The organism is Streptomyces tuirus, from assembly GCF_014701095.1.
GTDB classification, from domain to species: Bacteria; Actinomycetota; Actinomycetes; order Streptomycetales; family Streptomycetaceae; genus Streptomyces; species Streptomyces tuirus.
Map to the genome: position 1 here is coordinate 7190025 of NZ_AP023439.1, position 16985 is coordinate 7207009.

Consider the following 16985-nt stretch of genomic DNA (forward strand, 5'->3'; position numbering starts at 1 on the left):
TCAGCCGGACGTCGAGGGCTCCGGGGTGATCAGGCCCTCGCGGTAGGCGATCGCCACGGCCTCGCCGCGGCTCGACGCGCCCAGCTTGGCGAGGATGTTGGAGACGTGGACGCTCGCGGTCTTGCCGCTGATGAACAGCTCCTCGCCGATCTGCCGGTTGCTGCGGCCGAGGGCGAGCAGCCGCAGCACGTCCTGCTCGCGCGCGGTGAGCGTGCCGGCCCGGTCGGCGTCGCCCGACGCGTCCGACAGCCGGCTGCGCCGCACCAACGCGTCGACCTGCTCCCGCAGCGGGGTGGCGCCGAGGTCGTCGGCGGTCTCACGGGCCGCCCGGGCCTCGGCGGCCGCCTCCTCGCGGCGCCCGGCCACCACCAGAGCCTCTGCGTACCGCACACGACAGCGCGCCAGCTCGTAGACGTCGCCGTAGCCGAACGCCGTCACCGCCTCCGACCAGGCCGCCGCGTCCGGTCCCTTCGTGGCCCGGACCCACTCCGCCTCCGCCCGGGCCAGCCAGGCCTGCCCCTCCGGCCCCTGGGGTGTGCCGTCCTCGCCGTGGGTGGCGACGGCCCGCGCCAGTTCCACCAGTTCGGCCGCGGTGCCGGTCCAGCGGCGGGCCCCCGCCTCGTCACCGGTCAGCCGCAGCCCGGCGGCAGCGTCGGCCACCGCGGACAGCGCCAGTGCGGCCAGCCGGACCGTGACCCCCGGGCGGGGGACCGCCTCGTCGGCCAGGGCCGTGACCGTGGACCGCATCCACCGCACCGCGTCCTCGGGATCGCCGCGCAGCGCCGCGGCGTCCGTGAGCACGATGCCCGCGACCAGGGTGGCCATCCAGTCGAAGGGACCCTCCAGCAGGGCACGTGCCCGGTCGGCGGCTGCCAGATCGCCGCGCGCCAGCGCCACGTACAGGGCGGGACCGACCGTGTAGCCGCCGGCGGCCGGCGGCTGCTCGGGGTCGGCCTCCGCCGCGCGCACGCACTCGTCCCAGCGGCCCAGCACATGCAGCACCAGCAGCCGCAGGTACCGCATCTCCAGCGGGTACGTGGAGGACAGCAGCCCCGCTTGCCGGGCCCGGTCCAGGCCCTCGGTCAGCCAGGGCACGCACTCCGACAGGGCACCGGACTCGTAGCAGCCCATGGCCAGGTTGAACAGGGCCCGCAGCTCCACGGGCGCGTTGCCCGAACTCCGTGCCAGGTCACGCGCCTTGACCAGCCGCTCACGGCCCTCCGGGCCGCGCCGCCCGGCGCCGTCGAAGACGGCCAGGGAGATCAGCAGGTCCGCCTGGGCGTCGGTCACCCCCAGTCGCTCCGCCACGCCCAGGGCACGGCGGGCGACCCGCAGCGCGGTCTCGTTCTCCCCGACGTGGCGTGCGGCCAGGACATGGGTGGCCGCCGCCCACACCCATGTACGCGACGGAGGATCCTCCGGGATCATCGCCAGCGCCTCGCTGCTGTAGGCGAACGCCGCCGTCTGGCTGTCCACGCTCAGCAGGTTGCCCGCGAGCGTGTAGCGGACCCGCGCGGCGAGTTCGGAGTCGGCGTCCTGGCCGAGCTCCGCCAGCGCGGACCGGGTGAGGGCGACCGCGCGGTGCTGCCGGCCGGCGTGGGCGGCGGCCGCCGACGCCCGCAGCGTCAGCGTGACCCGGTCGACGCCCCCGCCCGAGGGCCGGCTCTCGGGGGTCACCGCGGCCCAGAGGTCCAGGGCCGCTTCGAGGTGCCGCTGCTCCTCGGCCGGTGCCCCGACGCCCTGGGCGTGATCGGCTGCCTCCAGGGACGCGGCCAGCGCCTCGGCCAGGTCGTGGCTCTCCCGGTAGTGGTGGGCGCGCTCTGCGGCACTCTCGGCGAGGCTCCCGCGCCCGGCGAGCAGCCGCGCGAACGCGCCGTGCAGCCGCGCCCGCTCTCCGGGCAGCAGATCGGCGTAGACGGCCTCACGGGCGAGGGCGTGCCGGAAGGAGTAGGTGTCGTCGTCCCGGGCGACGAGCAACTGCCGTCCCACCGCCTCGCGCAGCGCCGACTCGAGCTCCGTCTCGGGAAGCCCCACCGCCTCCCGCAGCAGGTCGTGCTCCACCCGGCGTCCGGCGACCGCTGCGGTCCGCAGCACCTGCTGCCCGGTCTCGGACAGCTGCTCGAAACGGATCAGCAGCACATCGGCGAGTCCGCTGGGCACTCCGCCCGACTCCGTGTCGGTCGCGGCGAGCAACTCCTCCGCGTAGAAGGCGTTGCCCTCGGCCCGTTCCACGATCCGGCGCACCGTGGCGTCCGGCAGCGGCCCGGGCTCCAGGGCCCGCACCAGCCGGTCCACGTCGGCATCGGCCAGCGGCCGCAGCTCCAGCCGCTCGACCGGGGGCAGCCGGATCAGCTCCGCGAGCAGCGGCCGCAGCGGATGCCGGCGGTGCAGGTCGTCGGCCCGGTACGAGGCGAACACCGCCAGCCGGTGCCGCAGCACGCCCCGGCCGAGCAGGAAGCGCAGCAGGTCACGGGAGGACTGGTCCGCCCAGTGCAGGTCCTCCAGCACGAGCAGCAGCGGCGCGACCTCGGCGACCCCGGCCAGCAGCCCCGCCATCCCCTCGAACAGCCGCAACCGCCCGTCCACGTCCCGCACGGAGTCGGATCCGGCCCCCAGCAGCCGCTCGACCACGGGATGAGCGGCGAGAGCGCCGGCGAACCGCTCGTCGGCGGCCAGCACCCCGAGCACCTCGGTGAACGGCAGATAGGGCAGCCCGACATCACCGAGATCCACGCAGTGCCCGGTGACCACGGTCATGCCCGTCGCGGCGGCCTTACTCCCGACCTCGTCGAGCACCCGGGTCTTGCCGACGCCGGCGTCCCCGGCGATCAACACGGCCCTGGCCTCACCGCCTCGCGCACGATCCAGTACGCCGGAGAGTCGCTTGAGTTCGGCGTCCCGTCCAACGACGGGCGTGGCCGATGAAGCCTGCTGCACAGAACCAACCTTCTTGCTTCAGGGGCGCGGGGAACTGCGCGATCAACCAGACACAACCCGCGGCCGCCACCGGACAGCGAGCCTGGAGCTCCTAGGCCCGCAGAATCTTCGCCCAGTCCGCCGGTACGCGCCCCGCCGGCCCCGGCGCGGGCTGGTCGGCCGGATGACTCACCGGCGCGGCCAGCTCCGGGCCGCCCTCGTACAACTCGTTCGTCGCATAGTCCCAGTACCAGTCCTCACCCGGCTCGAAGCTCTGCACCAGGGGATGCCCGGTCTCCCGGAAGTGTCCCGTCGCGTGCTTGGCCGGTGAACTGTCACAACACCCCACGTGCCCGCACTGCGCACAGCGCCGTAGGTGGAACCACCACCCCCCGGCCGCATCGCACTCCGCGCACCCGCTGCCGCTCGGCGGCACGCTCGGGTCGATGCCGTTCACGCCACTCATGCAGACTCCTCCTCGACCGCCGTCAGCGGAAGCAGTACCTGAAAACGCGTGTCCCCCGGCTCCGACTCCACCTGGATGTTCCCGTGGTGCTTGTTGACCACGATCCGCCATGAGATGTCGAGCCCGAGCCCGGTCCCCTGACCCACCGGCTTGGTGGTGAAGAACGGATCGAAGATCCGGCCCCGGTCCTCCGCCGGGATCCCGACGCCCGTGTCACGGAACTCCACCAGCAGCCGGTCGTGGTCGGCGGCCGTCCGCACGGTCAGCGTCCCCTCCCCGCCCGCGCCGTTCATCGCCGCGACCGCGTTGTCGATGAGGTTCGTCCACACCTGGTTGAGCTCGGCGGGGTACGCGGGGATCCTCGGGAGCGTCCGGTCGTAGTCCTTGACGACCTTGATGTGCTTGCCGATCTTGGCCGACAGCATCAGCAGGGTGGAGTCGAGGAGTTCGTGCACGTCGGCGTTCTGGAAGGGCGCCCGGTCGAGCTGGGAGTACTGCTTCGCCGCGTCCACGAGGTGCGAGATGCGGGTGGTCGAGTCGTTGATCTCGTCCATCAGCAGCTCGGTCTCGACAGTGTAGTTCAGCCATCCGATCGCGCTGGGCAGGATGTCCTCGTCCACCGCCGCCGCGATCTGGTCCAGCCAGTCCACGTCGAGCCCGGCCTGCACGAACGTGGGCGCGATCCGCCAGCCCTCCGCGATGCCCTGGTCGTCCAGCCAGTCCGTCACGGCGTCCTCCCGGTCGGAGGCCTCCAGCGGACTCAGCACCGGTGCCTTGGCGACCCGTTCGGCCGTGCGCTCCTGGATGTCGATGAGGTTCGCCATGACCTCGGGGGAGTAGGACCCCTGCGCGATGACCGCCAGCTTGTGGCGCATCTTCCCGACCCGCTCCCGCAGCGTCGCGGTCGCCCGTACCGCCGCGGCGGCCGGATTGTTCAGCTCGTGCGTGAGGCCGGCGGACAACGAGCCCAGCGCCAGCAGCCGTTCACGCTGCCCGATGGCCCGCTGGGTGCTCTTCGAACCGAAGAACAGCCCCTCCAGCAGATGCACCGCCATCGGGAACCACTCCTGCATGATGCCCGCGAAGGTGTCGGCGGGCAGCACGAAGAACCGCGTCGGCTCGGTGACGCGCATGGAGTTGTTGTAGACCTGCCGCACCCGGTCGCCCAGGTACGCCTGCATGGACCCCGCGTACACCCCCCGCTGGGAGGTCCGGGTGACCTCCACGTCGTCCCCGCCGACCCGGCGGTAGAGCACCACCGAGCCCTCGAGCATGACGTAGAAGCAGGTGGCGGGCTCGCCCTCGGTGTACACCGGGCCGGGCTCGAACCGCTCCACACGCCCCTCGCCGCACAGTCTGCCGAGCTGCTCGGGCGTGAGCTTCTCGAACAGGAACAGCGAGCCGATCTCCTGCGGGTTGCAGGGTGCCGCCTGCCCGCTCATGACTGCTCCAGATACCGGTGGACGAGCATCACGGCCATGGCTCCCTCTCCGACGGCGGACGCGACCCGCTTCGCGGACTCCGAGCGGGCGTCGCCCGCCACGAACACGCCGGGCACGTTGGTCTCCAGGTGGTACGGCGGCCGGTCCAGCTCCCAGCCCTCCGGCGGACGGCCGTCCAAGCTCAGGTCGGGGCCGGCGAGGATGAACCCGCGCCCGTCCCGCAGCACCGTGCCGTCCAGCCAGCCGGTCAGCGGGGCCGCGCCGATGAACACGAACACCCACTGCGCGTCGACCTGTTCGGTCTGCCCGCCGTCCACGTCCCGCAGGGTCAGCCGCTCCAGGTGGCCGTCGCCGTGCGCCGACTCGACGACCGTGCGGGCCCGGACCTGGATGTTGGGCGACTCCTCGATCTGCTGGACGAGGTAGTGCGACATCGACGCCGACAGCGACTCCCCGCGCACCAGCAGGGTCACCGACTTGGCGGCCCGGGACAGGTACATCGCCGCCTGCCCGGCGGAGTTGGCGCCGCCGACGATGAACACGTCCTGGCCCTGACAGGACGGGGCCTCCGTCAGGGCGGACCCGTAGTACAGGCCGCAGCCGGTCAGTTCCTCGCAGCCGGGCGCCTCCAGCTGCCGGTAGGACACGCCGGTCGCGAGGATCACGCTGTGCGCGGCGACCGCCGAGCCGTCGGAGAACCGCACGATCCGCGCGGCGCCGTTGACCTCGAGGGCCGTCACCTCGCGCGCGGTGAGGATCTCGGCGCCGAACTTCGCCGCCTGCCGCCGCGCCCGGTCGGTGAGCTGGGCCCCCGACACGCCGTCGGGGAAGCCCAGGTAGTTCTCGATGCGCGAGCTCTGCCCGGCCTGCCCGCCGGTCGCCGACCGCTCCACCAGCACCGTCCGCAGCCCCTCGGAGGCCCCGTAGACCGCCGCGCCGAGCCCGGCCGGGCCGCCGCCGATGACGACGAGGTCGTAGAAGTCGGCCGTCGGGGTCGTCGCCAGCCCGACCCGGGCGGCGAGGTCCACGGCCTCCGGCTCCACCAGCGGTGTCCCGTCCGGCGTGATCACCACCGGCAGCCGCAGCCCGTCCTCGCCGGCCGCGGCCAGCAGCCGCCGCCCCTCCGGCTCGTCGGAGGAGTACCAGCGGTAGGGCACCTGGTTGCGGGCCAGGAACTCCCGCACGTCCGAGGAGCGCGACGACCACCGGTGCCCCACGACCTTGGTGCTGGGCACGGGCCGGAAGTCACTGGTCCGCCAGGCCTGGAGCAGATCGTCCAGGACCGGGTACAGCTTCTCCTCGGGCGGGTCCCACGGCTTCAGGAGGTAGTGGTCGAGGTCGACGACGTTGATCGCGTCGATCGCCGCGTTCGTGTCCGCGTACGCGGTCAGCAGCACGCGCCGCGCGCCCGGGTAGACGTCCAGGGCCTGTTCGAGGAACTCGATGCCGTTCATCTGCGGCATCCGGTAGTCGGCCAGGATCACCGCCACGAGATCGCCGCGCAGCTTCAGCTCGCGCAGCGCGTCCAGCGCCGACGCGCCGGACTCCGCCCGCACGATCCGGTACGACGCGCCGTACCGCCGTCTCAGGTCCCGGGCCACCGCCCGGGAGACACCCGGGTCGTCGTCCACGGTCATGATCACGGTCCGCGCCGTATCGGCGGCCTGTGCCATACGTCCCCCACACCGGGCGGTCGGTTCACGGCACGGCGCCCCGGGACACCGCGCCGACCTCCGCCCATCGTATGTTCGATAGCGGCGCGGTGCCCGGACACGGGGACTCAGCCGTGGGAGGCGCCCAGCACGCAGAACTCGTTGCCCTCCGGGTCGGCGAGCGTCACCCACGGCTGCTCGCCCTGCCCGATGTCGGCGTGCCGCGCACCGAGCGCCAGCAGCCGGGCCACTTCGGCCTTCTGGTCGTCGGGCCGGAAGTCGAGGTGGAGACGGTTCTTGATCGTCTTGCGCTCCGGCACCGAAGTGAAGAGCAGTCCCGGCGTCCGGTCCGGGGCGGGCCGGATCTCGAACTCGTCGGGTTCGTCGTTCACCACCACCCAGCCGAGAGCCTCCGCCCACCAGCGGCCCAGGGCCTCGGGGTCGGCCGAGTCCACCATTACCTGCTCCCAGTCCAGTGACATGCGGGCAGTTTAGTGAAGACTGATCATGAGCACGTAGTGATTTCGATGAGGGGAGACAGCCGGATGACACGCCCGATCATCGCAGGGGTCGACGGATCGCAGGAGAGCCTCGCCGCCCTGGCGTGGGCGGCGCGGGAGGCGGTGCGGCGCGGGCTGGCGCTCCGGGTGGTGCACGCCTGGCGGGTCCACGCCCAGGAGGTGATCGAGGCGGGGATCGGCGGGGACGCGGACAGCCAGGCCGAGTGGGTGCACGGCGCGGTGACCGACGCCGTCGGGACCGTCACCGCACGGCACCCGGACCTCGCGGTGACGACCGATGTCGTCGAGGGTCCGGTGGCCGACACCCTGGTCGCCGCCGCGGCGGACGCCGAGATGCTGGTCCTGGGCTCGCGCGGGCACGGCCGCATCGTCGGCTTCCTGCTCGGCTCGGTCGGCCAGCAGGTGATCGCCGCGACCACCTGCCCCGTGGTGCTCGTCCGGGCCGGAGACCAGCCGTCGTCCGAGGCCGCCGGGCGGGAGGTCGTCGTGGGTCAGCAGGGCGACCCGGAGGACAGCGCCGACGCGCTGCGCTTCGCCTTCGAGACGGCCGCCGCGCGCGGGGCGACCGTGCGGGTCGTACGCGCCTGGAACCTGCCGCCCGTCTTCGCCTACAGCCCGGGCTCGCTGAAGCTCCTCGACGAGGCCGGCGGGCTGGAGCCGTACGAGAGGAAGAGCCTGGCCGCCGCGGTCCGGCCGTGGCGGGAACGCTTCCCCGACGTGCCGGTCGAGGAGCACGTGGAGATGGGCAGCGCGAGCCAGGTGCTGCTGTCGGTGGCCGGGACGGCCCAGCTGATGGTCGTCGGCCGCCGGGCCCACCGCACGGCCGTCGGGGCCCGCATCGGCTCGGTGGCCCACGGGATGCTGCACCACGCCGACTGCCCGGTGGCGGTGGTGCCCCACGCGTGAGGGCTCCGGCCCCTCACTCCGCCGTCGGCTGCAGTGTCCTGCCGGCCGTGGGCAGGACGGTCCGGATGTAGTCCTCGACCACCGCGTCGAGGCCGATGTCGTGCTGGGCCCGCTCGGACAGGTACCAGCGGTGCTCGAGGAGCTGGTGGTAGATCTCCGCCGGGTCCATCGCACCGCGCAGTTCGAGCGGCACGGCCCGCACGGTCGGCCGGAACACCTCCCGCACCCAGCGGTGGGCCAGCACCTCGGGCCGGGCGCCCTGGGGGTCCCCCCTGTTCGAGCGAAGCCGAGAACTTGGGGGAGGGTCGCCGGGCGCGTAGTCGTCCTGGGTCGCCATCCAGCTCTCCAGGTCGTTCAGCAGCCGCCGGGCCTGGTTCTCCTCGGTGTCGAGACCGGTCAGGCGCAGGAGCTGGCGCTGGTGGTGGCCCGCGTCGACGACCTTGGGCACGAAGCTGACGGTGTCGCCGTTCGTGGCGTGCTCGATCTGCATCTCGGCGACGTCGAAACCGAGGTCGTTGAGGCGGCGGATCCGGCGTTCGATGTAGTGGTACTCGCCGGCCGGGTAGACGGAGGCCCGGGTCAGCTCGTCCCACAGGCCGCGGTAGCGGGCGCAGATCTCCGTGCCGAACTCGATCGGGTCCACGGACGGGTGGAGTGCCCCGGACGCCTCCAGGTCCAGCAGCTCCCCGCTGATGTTCACACGGGCGAGATCGAGGTCGTACTCCCGCTGCCCCGTGCTGAGCTGCGGATGCAGGTCACCGGTCTCGGCGTCCACGAGATACGCGGCGTAGGCGCCCGCGTCGCGCCGGAAGAGGGTGTTGGACAGTGAGCAGTCGCCCCAGGCGAACCCGGCCAGGTGCAGGCGCACCAGGAGCACGGCGAGCGCGTCCATCAGCCGGTGCATGGTGGCGGGCCGCATGGTCGTCTCGAACATCGAGCGGTACGGCATCGAGCCGCCCAGGTGCCGGGTGACCAGGACGCTCTCCAGCGGGGCGCCGCTGGCGTCGGTGCGGCCGGTGACCACGGCCAGCGGATCCACCGACGGGATGCCGAGCCGGTCCAGGTCGCGCAGCATGTCGTACTCGCGCAGCGCCGGGCGCTCGGCCAGCTCCTTGACGGCGATCACCTCGTCGCCGGCCCGGGAGTAGCGCACCACGTGCCGGGAGATGCCGCGCGGCAGCGGCACCAGGTACTCCTGCGGCCACTCCTCCAGGGGCACGTCCCACGGCAGTTCCAGCAGGAGCGCGGGGTGCTCGGGATTGGTCGCGCTGATCTGCAGTGCCATGGGACGGGTGTCCTTGTCTCGCCGCCGGTCGTCACCTCAGATTAGAGGGCGCGTTCCCGGGCGAGCCGGGCGGCGTCCCGCACCGGGCCGCGGTGCACCGGCCCGTGTCCGGGAAGCAGCAGGTCGCCGTCCAGCTCCGCCAGGACGTCCAGCGAGGCCAGGGCACGGGGCCGCTCGCGGTGGAACATGTCCGGCAGCAGCTGCGGCCCCTCGACCCGCGAGGTGGGGTGCCCGCTGACCAGGGCGTCCCCGGAGATCAGCACTCCGGTGCCGGGCAGGTGGTAGGCGCAGTGCCCGTCGGTGTGACCCGGGGTGTGCACCGGTACCGGCCGTCCGGGCAGGTCCAGCGCCCCCGCCGTCGGGAACGCCTGTGGAGACGTCACCGGCACGGGGGTCGTGCCGCCCGAGCGCAGCGCGTGCACCGCCCACGGCAGCACCCCCGGCCGCCAGCCGTTGCGCAGCACCGTCCCGACGGACACCTGGTGCAGGAACTTCCGGCGCGCGTGCGGCACTTCGGCCTCGTGCAGGTATACGGGCGTGCCGTACGCGGCGCGCAGGTACTCGGCGCTGCCCAGGTGGTCGTTGTGCGCGTGCGTGATCAGCACGGCCGCCACCGCCTCCGGGGAGCCGCCCACCTGCGCGAGTGAGGCGAGGACCTGGTCCCGGTCGCCGGGGTAACCGGTGTCGACCAGCGTGAGGGTGTCCCCCTCCGTGAGGATCACCCAGTTGGTGTCCGAGCCGTGCACCAGGTAGGTGCCGTCCGCGACTTGCCGTACGTCCGCCCGCATGATCGCCCGCCTCGTGTGGTCCCGGTACCGGCCCGACGGGAGAAGAAAAGCAGATCCCGCGGCCGGCGGAAGCGCCGGGTCCGCCTTAACGGAGCCGGGCGGCGGGGGCGTTCGGGCCGCCCTCAGCGCACGCCGTGCGGACGGAACTGGATGCTGATGCGCGGCTCCGTCGCCCGGGCGCTCTTGGGGATCGAGTGCTCCCAGGTGCGCTGGCAGGAGCCGCCCATCACGACGAGGTCGCCGTGGCCCAGTGGACGGCGCACGGTGTCCCGGCCGCCTCGCATCGGGCGCAGCAGCAGGTCACGGGGTGCTCCGACCGACAGGATCGCGACCATGGTGTCCGCGCGCGCCCCGCGTCCGATCCGGTCGCCGTGCCACGCGACGCTGTCCCGGCCGTCGCGGTAGTAGCACAGCCCGGCGGTGGCGAACGGCTCGCCCAGCTCCTCGCCGTAGTGGGCGCTCAGCGCGTCCCGTGCCTCGTCCAGCACGGGGTGCGGCAGCCGGTCGTCCGCGCCGTAGAACGCGAGCAGGCGTGGGACGTCGACCACGCTGTCGTACATCGTGCGCCGTTCCGCCCGCCACGGGACCTCGGCGGCCAGTCGTTCGAACAGTTCGTCCGAGCCGCCGAGCCAGCCGGGCAGCACGTCGAGCCAAGCGCCGAAGCCGAGGTGGGTACGGCTGATCCCGTCCAGAGAGCCGAGTCGGAGCTCGTCGGCCTGGTCGAAGAGGGAGCCCTGGAGGTGGTGCATGCAGTCAGCGTACCTCTAAATCGAAAATGTGTTCCATCGAAAGTCTCTGCCCCACTCTTTCGATACATCGGTGTATCCAATACAGTCCCGTATCGAAAGGGGGCCGGGCATGGCTGCCGAGGGAAGGACCGGGCGCGTGACGAGACGTCGAGCCCACACCCGCGCCAACCTCCTGGACGCCGCGTTCTCCGTGTTCGCGGCCAAGGGCTTCGGGCACGTCTCGATCGAGGAGGTCTGCGAGGCCGCCGGCTACAGCAGGGGCGCCTTCTACTCCAACTTCTCCAGCCTCGACGAGCTCTTCTTCGCCCTCTACCGCGAGCGGGCCGACCTGATCGCCGAGCAGGTCTCCGGCGCCCTCGCCCTCGACGGACCCGACCTCGACGTGCCGGCCGCCGTCGACCGCGTCACCGACGTGCTGCTGCTCGACCGCGACTGGCTCCTGGTGAAGACGGACTTCCTGGTGCACGCCGCCCGCGACCCGGAGGTGGCGCGCAGTCTCCTCGAACACCGCGCGCGGCTGCGCCAGGCCATCGCCGAGCGGCTGGGCCGGGCCCGCGGGCACACCGCGCTGCCCGCCGTAGTGGGGGACACCGACGGCGCCGCCCACGCCGTGGTCGCCGCGTACGACGGCGTCACCACGCAACTGCTGCTGGACCGGGACCTGGAGCACGCCCGCGGCTGGCTGAAGCAACTGCTCACGGCCCTGCTGACCGATGGCAGCGGCACCCTCGATCACACCAAGCACTGAAGAAGGGAACGGTCGCCATGGATGCCGATGTCATCGTCGTCGGAGCGGGCCTCGCCGGCCTGGTCGCGGCGCACGAACTGACCAGCAGGGGACGGCGGGTCGCCCTCGTCGACCAGGAGAACGCCGGCAACCTCGGCGGCCAGGCCTTCTGGTCCTTCGGCGGGCTGTTCCTCGTCGACTCGCCCGAGCAGCGCCGCCTGGGCATCAAGGACTCCTTCGACCTCGCCTGGAGCGACTGGCGGGGCAGCGCGGGCTTCGACCGGCTGGAGGACGAGGACTCCTGGGCCGTGCGCTGGGCCCGCGCCTACGTCGAGTTCGCCGCGGGGGAGAAGCGGTCCTGGCTCGACGGGCACGGCATCAGGTTCCTGCCCACCGTCGGCTGGGCCGAGCGGGGCGACCTCACCGCACACGGACACGGCAACACCGTGCCCCGCTTCCACATCGCCTGGGGCACCGGCACCGGCGTCGTCGAACCGTTCGTGCACTACGCCAAGCAGGCCGCCCGCGACGGCCTGCTCACCTTCCACCACCGGCACCGCGTCGACGCACTCGTCGTCGAGGACGGCACCGCCCGGGGCGTGCGCGGCACGGTCCTGGCCGACGACCCCGCACCCCGGGGCGTCGCCTCCAGCCGCGAGGCGATCGGCGCGTTCGAACTCACCGCCCAGGCCGTCATCGTCACCAGCGGCGGTATCGGCGCGAACCACGACATCGTCCGCCGCCACTGGCCCGAGCGCCTCGGCACCCCGCCCCGCGAGATGGTCACCGGCGTTCCTGCCTACGTCGACGGGCGGATGCTCGACATCAGCGCCGAGGCGGGCGTCCGGCTGGTCAACCGCGACCGTATGTGGCACTACACCGAGGGCCTGCAGAACTGGGACCCGATCTGGCCCGGCCACGGCATCCGCATCCTGCCCGGACCGTCGTCGATGTGGTTCGACGCGCTCGGCCGCCGCCTGCCCGGGCCCTTCCTGCCCGGCTACGACACCCTCGGCACCCTGAAACACCTGCGCACCACCGAGGACATCGCCGGGTACGACCACTCCTGGTTCATCCTCACCCAGAAGATCATCGAGAAGGAGTTCGCCCTGTCGGGCTCCGAGCAGAACCCCGACATCACCGCCAAGGACCGCGCCGGATTCCTCAAGGAACGCATCCTCGGCAAGGGCGCGCCCGGCCCCGTCGACGCGTTCCTGCGCAAGGGCGCCGACTTCGTGACCGCGTCCACCGTCGAACAACTCGTCGCGAAGATGAACGAACTCACCGACAAGCCGCTCCTCGACGCGGCCGGGATCAAGCGCCAGATCGAGGCGCGCGACCTGCAGATCGCCAACCCCTACGCCAAGGACGCCCAGGTGCAGGGCATCCGCAACGCCCGCCGCTACATCGGCGACCGCCTCGGCCGGGTCGCCACCCCGCACCGCATCCTCGACCCGGCGGTCGGCCCGCTGATCGGCGTCAAGCTGCACGTCCTCACCCGTAAGACCCTCGGCGGCATCCAGACCGACCTGGACTCCCGCGCCCTCGGGACCGACGGCCGGCCGGTCGAGGGGCTGTACGCGGCCGGCGAGGTCGCGGGTTTCGGCGGCGGCGGCGTCCACGGCTACAACGCCCTGGAGGGCACCTTCCTCGGGGGCTGCCTCTTCTCGGGCCGGGCGGCGGGCCGCGCGGCGGCGCAGCAGACCGCCTGACGGACGCGGGCCCGTCTCCTCAGCCTTCGAGGAGGCGGGCCAGCACGCCGGCGTGGCTGCGCTCCGGCGTCTTCGACGCGGTCAGCAGGGTCACGTCGCCCTTGCGGACCAGATCACGCACGCTGTCGAGCGCCTCGGCGGCCTCGCCGGAGGCCAGTTCCGCTTCGTACCGCTCGGCGAACTCCTCGTAGGAGCCCTCGTCCGCGTGGTACCAGCGGCGCAGCTCCGTCGACGGGGTGAGCGCCTTCGGCCACTCGTCCACCCGGGCCGCGTCCTTCGCCAGTCCGCGCGGCCACAGCCGGTCCACCAGCACCCGCACCCCGTCCTCCGGCTCGGCGGGATCGTAGACACGGCGCACGCGCACACTCATGGTCGGCTCCTCTCCGCGGCGATACGGACGCGTGCCGCGAGCCTAACCCCCGGCCGGACGCCCGCACCCCTGGGGACCGCCGGGTCGCGGCGAGGATCCCCAGGGGTGCGGGCCGATGTCAGCCGGAGCGGCGGCGGGCGGCCGTGCGGCGCTTGAGGGCACGCCGTTCGTTCTCGCTCGTCCCGCCCCACACGCCGATGGACTGCCCCGTGTCCAGGGCCCATTGCAGACACTGCTCCTGCACGGGGCAGCGTCGCCGGCACACCGCCTTGGCCTGCTCCGTCTGCAGCAGAGCCGGGCCGGAGGTGCCGATCGGGAAGAAGAGCTCGGGGTCCTCGTGCCGACAGGCAGCGTGGTCTCGCCAGTTGTCCATCGAAGTCACCTGCATCGCAGTAGAAACGTGCTCTCTCGTCTGCTTACTCCCTTTCGGGTGACCTGTCGATGCGCACTGAAACAGGGCGTTCCCGGACAGTCGTTCACTGCTCCCGCATGCCCCAGGGAGAGCCGTAGTCCGTCAGCAGGTCCAGGAACGGCCGGGCCGGGAAGGCCTCCGGGCCGAGCACGCCCGTACCGGACCAGGCCCCCGTGGCGAGGAGTTCGAGCGCGACGACGGGGTTGATCGCCGTCTGCCAGACCACCGCCTGGGAGCCGTACTCCGCCATCGACCACTGGTTGTCGACCACGTGGTACAGGTACACCTCACGGGGCTCGCCGTCCTTCACGCCCCGCACCCAGGTGCCCGCACACGTCTTGCCGTGCATCCGATCGCCGAGGCCGGCCGGGTCGGGCAGACACGCGGCGACCACGTCACGCGGCGAGACCTTCACCGGTCCGTCCGGCCCGGGCACGGCCACCGGGTCGGTGCGGTCCAGGCCCAGCAGGTGGAGCGTCTTCAGCGTCTCGACGAACTCCCGGCCCAGGCCGTACTTGAAGGTCACCCGGCGGGCGTCGACCCAGCGCGGCACGAGCAGCACCTCCTCGTGCTCCACGTTCACGCACTCGACCGGGCCGATGCCCTCGGGGAAGTCGAAGACCTCGGGCTCGCTGAACGGTTCGGTGGTGAACCAGCCCTTGCCCGACTCGTAGACGACCGGCGGGTTGAGGCACTCCTCGATGGTGGTCCAGATGCTGAAGGAAGGCGCGAAGTCGTAGCCGTCGACGGTCAGGTTCGCGCCGTCGCGAATGCCGATCTCCTCGATCTCGTCGAAGAGTTCGTCGGCGGCGTACCGCGCGAAGACGTCCGACAGGCCCGGCTCCACTCCCATGCCGACGAGCGCCAGCAGCCCCTCCTTCTCCCAGTCGGCGGCCTGTGTGAACTGCTCGTCGCCCAGCTTGACCCCGCAGTCCTCGTAGGGCCGCTCGGCGTGCGGGCGGGACAGCGACATCGCCATGTCGAGATAGGTGGCGCCCGCGGCGCGGGCCGCGCGGAACAGGGGCATCACGAAGCGGGGGTCCGTGGCATTGAGCAGGACGTCACAGCGGTGCCACTGAAGAAGACGGGCCACGGCCGCTTCGTCGGCCGCGTCCACCTGCTCCGCGGTGAACCGCGCGTCGCCGCCCAGGGCCGCGACCGCCGCCTCGGCCCGGTCCGGGTCGTAGTCCGCCACCACCATCGCCTCGAAGAACGGCCGCCGGGCCGCGATCCGGGTGATCGCCCCGCCCACACCACCGGCACCCACGAGCAGTACACGCATGACAGAAACTCCCTATATGCGAAGAACATGACGCGTCCTTGCAGCGATGAAACGCCGCCCCGTGTCATAAGGTCAATGGCGTTGGCATAAGGAGGGAGACGTCGTGCCCAAGCCCGTGGTGCCCGAGGAGAAACGCCGCCGGCGCCGGCCCACCAAGAGCGGCACCGTGCTGTCCGAGGAGCTGATCGTCGAGACCGCGCTGCGCATGCTGCGCGAACACGGCAGCGCCGGACTCACCGCCCGCCGGCTGGGTCTCGCCCTGGACGCCGACCCCAGCACGCTCTACCGGTACTTCCGCGGCATGGACGACCTGACCCTCGCCATCGGCGACGCGCTCATCGGCCAGGCCCTTCAGGGCTGGCGGCCCACGGGCGAGTGGCGGGCGGACCTGCGGTCGTTCGGGCTGCGCATCCATGCCGCGTACCTCGCCCATCCGCAGGCCGCCCTGCTCACGACCAACCGCGTCACCGGCCGGGCCCACGAACTGGCCGCGGACGAGGCCGTCCTGGACGTCCTGCGCAGGGCCGGTTTCCCGCTGCCCGACACCGTCCGCATCTACCACGCCTTCATCGACCAGACCCTGGCCTTCGCCGCGCTGGACGCCGCCTCGCTGGCCCTGCCCAGCGACTCGCTGCACGCCGACGAGGACATGTGGCGCTCGACGTACGCCCGTCTGCCCGCCACCACCCATCCCCGCATCGCCGAGGCGGCGCCCCTGCTCGCCACCCGCATGCTCACCAGCGCCTACCCGACGGCCCTGGAGATGCTGCTGGACAGCGCTGCGGCCCGGCTGGAGGGCATCCGCGACTGAGACCTCAGCCCCGCAGCATCTCGGCCGCCGTCGCCGTGACCGTGTCCGCCACCTGCGCCAGCGCAGGCGAGTCGAGCTTCCACTGCTGCCAGTACAGCGGCACGTCGACCGGGCGGCCCGGGGTGATGCCGACGAGCCGGCCGTCGCGCAGCAGCGGATCCGCCTGGGGCTCCGGCACCAGCCCCCACCCCAGCCCGGCGGCCACGGCCTCGACGAACCCCTCCGAGGTCGGCACATAGTGCCGGAGCGCGCTCGCGCCGCTCCGCCCCCGGGTGAGCCTGCGGACGAAGCCGTCCTGGAAGTCGTCACGCCGGTCGAAGACCACCACGGGCACCTCCGTCAGCACCTGCGCCAGGGGCCCGCCGAGGTGGTGCGCGGCGAAGTCCGGCGCGGCCACGGGGAGGTAGCGCATCCGCCCGAGCGGCCGCACGGAGCAGCCCGGCACGGGGTCGGGCGACGAGGTCACCGCGGCCATCACCACACCTTCCCGCAGCAGGGCCGCCGTGTGGTCCTCGTCCTCGCGGCGCAGTTCGAAGCAGAGCCGCGGCTCCTGCGGCACGCGCGAGAGCACGGGCAGGAACCAGGTGGCCAGCGAGTCCGCGTTCACCGCGACGGACACCCGGACCGGCTCGCCGGTGTCGGCCAGCCCCAGCTCCGCGCAGGCGTCGTGCTCCAGCCGTGCCACCTGGCGGGCCAGCCGCACCAGCACCTCGCCCGACTCGGTCGGCCGCACCGGCTTGGTCCGCAGCAGCAGGACCCGGCCCGTGCGCTGCTCCAGCGCCTTCACCCGCTGGCTGATCGCCGACGGTGTCACATGCAGCGCGGCCGCCGCCGCGTCGAAGGTCCCCTCGTCCACGACGGCGAGCAGGGTCCGCACCTGGTCCAGCGGGAGATCGGTCATCATCACGCGTGCTGATGATACGTAAGAATCTTTAGCTGGACCCTG

At 72.6% G+C, this 16985-nt stretch carries 16 protein-coding genes; 4 read left to right on the forward strand and 12 right to left on the reverse strand.

What is annotated here, in order from left to right; genetic code table 11:
* The 5 genes from IGS69_RS32670 to IGS69_RS32690 form a co-directional block, all read right to left on the reverse strand.
* Positions 1 to 2937, reverse strand: a complete 2937-nt coding sequence (locus IGS69_RS32670) for a helix-turn-helix transcriptional regulator (RefSeq protein WP_190904050.1) — start codon at positions 2935 to 2937, stop codon at positions 1 to 3.
* Positions 2938 to 3028: 91 nt separating this feature from the next.
* Positions 3029 to 3382, reverse strand: a complete 354-nt coding sequence (locus IGS69_RS32675; protein WP_190904051.1) for a UBP-type zinc finger domain-containing protein — start codon at positions 3380 to 3382, stop codon at positions 3029 to 3031.
* Positions 3379 to 4824, reverse strand: coding sequence for an ATP-binding protein (locus tag IGS69_RS32680; protein WP_190904052.1), 1446 nt, complete (start codon positions 4822 to 4824; stop codon positions 3379 to 3381). Before IGS69_RS32680 ends, IGS69_RS32675 begins: the two co-directional genes overlap by 4 nt.
* Positions 4821 to 6497, reverse strand: a complete 1677-nt coding sequence (locus IGS69_RS32685; protein WP_190904053.1) for an FAD-dependent oxidoreductase — start codon at positions 6495 to 6497, stop codon at positions 4821 to 4823. Before IGS69_RS32685 ends, IGS69_RS32680 begins: the two co-directional genes overlap by 4 nt.
* 107 nt (positions 6498 to 6604) lie before the next feature.
* Positions 6605 to 6958, reverse strand: coding sequence for a VOC family protein (locus IGS69_RS32690; RefSeq protein ID WP_190904054.1), 354 nt, complete (start codon positions 6956 to 6958; stop codon positions 6605 to 6607).
* A gap of 63 nt (positions 6959 to 7021) precedes the next feature.
* On the opposite strand from IGS69_RS32690, the gene IGS69_RS32695 reads away from it, so the two are divergent.
* On the forward strand, positions 7022 to 7903 hold the full coding sequence (locus IGS69_RS32695; RefSeq protein ID WP_190904055.1) for a universal stress protein: 882 nt from the start codon (positions 7022 to 7024) through the stop codon (positions 7901 to 7903).
* A gap of 13 nt (positions 7904 to 7916) precedes the next feature.
* On the opposite strand, the gene IGS69_RS32700 is transcribed toward IGS69_RS32695, so the two are convergent.
* The 3 genes from IGS69_RS32700 to IGS69_RS32710 form a co-directional block, all read right to left on the reverse strand.
* Entirely contained in the window at positions 7917 to 9188 is a 1272-nt protein-coding gene (locus tag IGS69_RS32700; RefSeq protein WP_190904056.1) for a DUF4032 domain-containing protein, read from the reverse strand.
* 41 nt (positions 9189 to 9229) lie between these two features.
* Positions 9230 to 9976, reverse strand: a complete 747-nt coding sequence (locus tag IGS69_RS32705) for an MBL fold metallo-hydrolase (RefSeq protein WP_190904057.1) — start codon at positions 9974 to 9976, stop codon at positions 9230 to 9232.
* 122 nt (positions 9977 to 10098) lie between these two features.
* A complete protein-coding gene (locus IGS69_RS32710) occupies positions 10099 to 10725 on the reverse strand; it encodes an alpha-ketoglutarate-dependent dioxygenase AlkB (RefSeq protein ID WP_190904058.1) in 627 nt (208 codons plus the stop codon).
* A gap of 109 nt (positions 10726 to 10834) precedes the next feature.
* On the opposite strand from IGS69_RS32710, the gene IGS69_RS32715 reads away from it, so the two are divergent.
* Both IGS69_RS32715 and IGS69_RS32720 read left to right on the forward strand, forming a co-directional pair.
* Positions 10835 to 11473, forward strand: a complete 639-nt coding sequence (locus IGS69_RS32715; RefSeq protein ID WP_190904059.1) for a TetR/AcrR family transcriptional regulator — start codon at positions 10835 to 10837, stop codon at positions 11471 to 11473.
* Between the two features lie 17 nt (positions 11474 to 11490).
* Positions 11491 to 13164 (forward strand): FAD-binding dehydrogenase, encoded by a 1674-nt coding sequence (locus tag IGS69_RS32720; RefSeq protein ID WP_190904060.1) that lies wholly within the window; start codon positions 11491 to 11493, stop codon positions 13162 to 13164.
* Positions 13165 to 13183: 19 nt separating this feature from the next.
* Here the strand turns inward: IGS69_RS32720 and IGS69_RS32725 are convergent, their stop codons facing one another.
* The 3 genes from IGS69_RS32725 to IGS69_RS32735 all read right to left on the reverse strand — a co-directional run bounded on the left by IGS69_RS32725 (position 13184) and on the right by IGS69_RS32735 (position 15228).
* Positions 13184 to 13534: a DUF488 domain-containing protein gene (locus tag IGS69_RS32725; protein WP_190904061.1), complete on the reverse strand. Its 351-nt coding sequence runs from the start codon at positions 13532 to 13534 to the stop codon at positions 13184 to 13186.
* Between the two features lie 118 nt (positions 13535 to 13652).
* The gene (locus tag IGS69_RS32730) at positions 13653 to 13907 is read right to left on the reverse strand and encodes a WhiB family transcriptional regulator (protein ID WP_030844076.1); all 255 of its coding nucleotides are present in this window, start codon (positions 13905 to 13907) and stop codon (positions 13653 to 13655) included.
* A gap of 103 nt (positions 13908 to 14010) precedes the next feature.
* A complete protein-coding gene (locus tag IGS69_RS32735) occupies positions 14011 to 15228 on the reverse strand; it encodes a saccharopine dehydrogenase family protein (RefSeq protein WP_190904062.1) in 1218 nt (405 codons plus the stop codon).
* A gap of 103 nt (positions 15229 to 15331) precedes the next feature.
* Here IGS69_RS32735 and IGS69_RS32740 point away from each other — a divergent pair, with 103 nt between their 5' ends.
* Positions 15332 to 16039: a TetR/AcrR family transcriptional regulator gene (locus tag IGS69_RS32740; RefSeq protein ID WP_190904063.1), complete on the forward strand. Its 708-nt coding sequence runs from the start codon at positions 15332 to 15334 to the stop codon at positions 16037 to 16039.
* Between the two features lie 4 nt (positions 16040 to 16043).
* Here the strand turns inward: IGS69_RS32740 and IGS69_RS32745 are convergent, their stop codons facing one another.
* Positions 16044 to 16943 carry a LysR family transcriptional regulator ArgP gene (locus IGS69_RS32745; RefSeq protein ID WP_190904744.1) on the reverse strand — a complete coding sequence of 300 codons (900 nt, stop codon included), beginning with the start codon at positions 16941 to 16943 and terminating at the stop codon, positions 16044 to 16046.
* Between the last annotated feature and the right edge of the window lie 42 nt (positions 16944 to 16985).